At 71.2% G+C, this 2,438-nt stretch carries 2 protein-coding genes; one reads left to right on the forward strand and one right to left on the reverse strand.

Annotated features, from left to right (window positions below):
* Window positions 1-1,252 (reverse strand): adenylate/guanylate cyclase domain-containing protein (locus tag G6018_RS03415; RefSeq protein ID WP_182638730.1); only part of this gene is annotated, 1,252 nt, incomplete at its 3' end.
* Between the two features lie 231 nt (window positions 1,253-1,483).
* Here G6018_RS03415 and G6018_RS03420 point away from each other — a divergent pair.
* Window positions 1,484-2,438, forward strand: a 955-nt coding sequence (locus G6018_RS03420) for a DEAD/DEAH box helicase (protein WP_182638732.1), incomplete at its 3' end; no start/stop codon positions are given.

Genomic DNA, 2,438 nt, shown 5'->3' on the forward strand with positions numbered 1-2,438 from the left:
CGCAGGCCAGTGCGGCGGACGCCGGGTCGTCCATCGCCCGCGGCGCACCGAACACCACGAGCGCGGCGTCGCCGAGGAAGCTGTCCACGACGCCGTCGTACTCCTCGACCGTCTCCACGACCACCCGGAAGAACCGGTTGAGGACGTCCACCACCTCCGAGGCCTCGGACCGCACCGCCATCTCCGTGGACCCGATGATGTCGACGAAGACGACGCCGACCTGGGAGGCGCTGCCGCCCAGTTCGGGGTCCCGCTCCTCGGCCGCCTCCGCGACGTCGCGACCCACGTGGCGGCCGAACAGATCCCGGAGCCGTTCGCGTTCCTGGAGCCCGGCCGCCATCCGGTTGAACCCGCGCTGGAGCTCGCCGAGTTCCGTGCCGTCGTAGACCACCACCCGCCGGGAGAGCGTACCGTCCGTGACGTCCTCCATGGCCCAGCGGAGACTGCGTAGCGGGCCGAGGACCGACCCCGTGCCCAGCGAGACGAGCAGGAATCCGGCGAGGAGCGAGGTGGCGCCGAGCACGATCACGATGACGGCGAGGCGTTCCAGCGACAGGGCCCGGCCCGCCAACGTGTAGATCGCCACGATGATCAGTCCCGCGATCGGCACCCCGCTGCCGACCGCCCAGGCCACGCGGAGCCGCGTCATGGCACCCAGGAACCGGCCGCGGGGGACCGGACCGTCGGCCAGGGCGACCGCGGCGACGGGACGCAGTCCGAAGTCCGCGAAGAGGAACGCCACACCGCAGACGACCATTCCGGAGAAGACGATCGTGAACCCGACCGACGGGATCGCCTCGGGGTCGATCACCCCGAAGGCGGGCGTGACCACGGCCGCGCCCAACAGCCACAGAAAGGCCTGGATCAGGGTCATCCGGCCGGGCAGACGGAGAGTCCACACCCGCTCGCGATCCGTGGGTTCGCGGCCGTCGAGGAACCACCCGACACGCCGGTGGACGGCACCACGCACCCAGATCGTCCCCACGATCGTCGCCAGCGCCACATACACCGGGACGACGATCGCGGTGGGGACCATGAACTCACGGGAGGGGAGGGTGGGACCCGGGAGGACGAAGAGGATCAGCACAGCGGCGACGGCCACGCCGACGAGGTTGGAGCCCAGCAGCGTCAGTACGAGCAGCACCCGGACCCTCATGGTGCGCAGTCGCGCTGACTCCGTCCCCCGTCCGAGCAGCACCGAGCCCAGTTCCGGGCGCCGCAGCAGGGACAGGTCGAGTCGCACGGTCAACATCGTGCCATCTGCGGGCCCCGAAGTGAGGACCTCGTCACACTCGGGGCGGGAACCGTGGTCCGGGGCCCGGTGGGGCGTAGGGTGGGCGAGTCGGCCCGCACCACTCTTGCCTCGGGCCGAATCGGATGTCGACCTCCCGTGGTCGCGCACCGGGCGCGTCGCCTCCGAGCGACGTGGCACCCCAGGAGCGCGCCGGGCAAGACGCCCCATCTATGTACGGAGATTCCTCCCTTGTCACGTTCCTTCGCCGATCTCGGCGTTCCTTCATCCCTGCTCGACGTCCTCACGGGCGTCGACATCGTCACCCCCACCCCCATCCAGTCGGCGACGCTGCCCGACGCGATGTCCGGACGCGACGTCCTGGGCCGCGGCCGCACCGGCTCCGGCAAGACCTACGCGTTCTGCCTCCCGCTGGTCACCCGCCTGGCCGCCTCCGCGCCCGCCGGCGGCCGACGTAAGCGCAACTCCCCCCGCGGGCTCATCCTGGCCCCCACCCGCGAGCTCGCCCGTCAGATCGACGAGACCCTCGCGCCGCTGGCCAAGGCGATGGGCCTCAAGACCACCGTGATCTTCGGCGGCGTCTCACAGGGTCGCCAGGTCAGCGCGCTCGACCAGGGCGTCGACATCGTGGTGGCCTGCCCGGGCCGGCTCGAGGACCTCATGGGGCAGAAGCACTGCCGCATGGACTCGATCGAGGTCAGCGTCCTCGATGAGGCCGACCACATGGCCGACCTCGGCTTCCTCCCGGGAGTCACCCGGATCCTGGCGGCCACGCCTCAGGGTGCCCAGCGCCTGCTGTTCTCCGCGACGCTGGACCAGGGTGTGGACAAGCTGGTCCGCAAGTTCCTCGACAACCCGGTCGTGCACGAGGTCGACGACGGCTCCGCCACCCCCGGCGCGACCGCACACCACGTCTTCCACGTGGACCCGGACGACCGCGTCCGCGCACTGGCGGACCTCGCCGGCGTGAACGAGCGGACCGTCATGTTCACCCGCACCAAGCACGGCGCCAAGCGCCTGGCCAAGCAGCTCTCCGGGCGCGGCGTGACCAGCGTGGATCTGCACGGCAACCTGTCGCAGAACGCACGCGTGCGCAACCTCGACGCGTTCTCCTCCGGCCAGGCGAGCGTGCTCGTGGCCACCGACATCGCCGCGCGCGGCATCCACGTCGACGACGTGGGGCTGG

Origin of the sequence: Dietzia sp. DQ11-44, from assembly GCF_014145205.1 — a bacterium.
In the GTDB taxonomy this organism is placed as follows: domain Bacteria; phylum Actinomycetota; class Actinomycetes; order Mycobacteriales; family Mycobacteriaceae; genus Dietzia; species Dietzia natronolimnaea.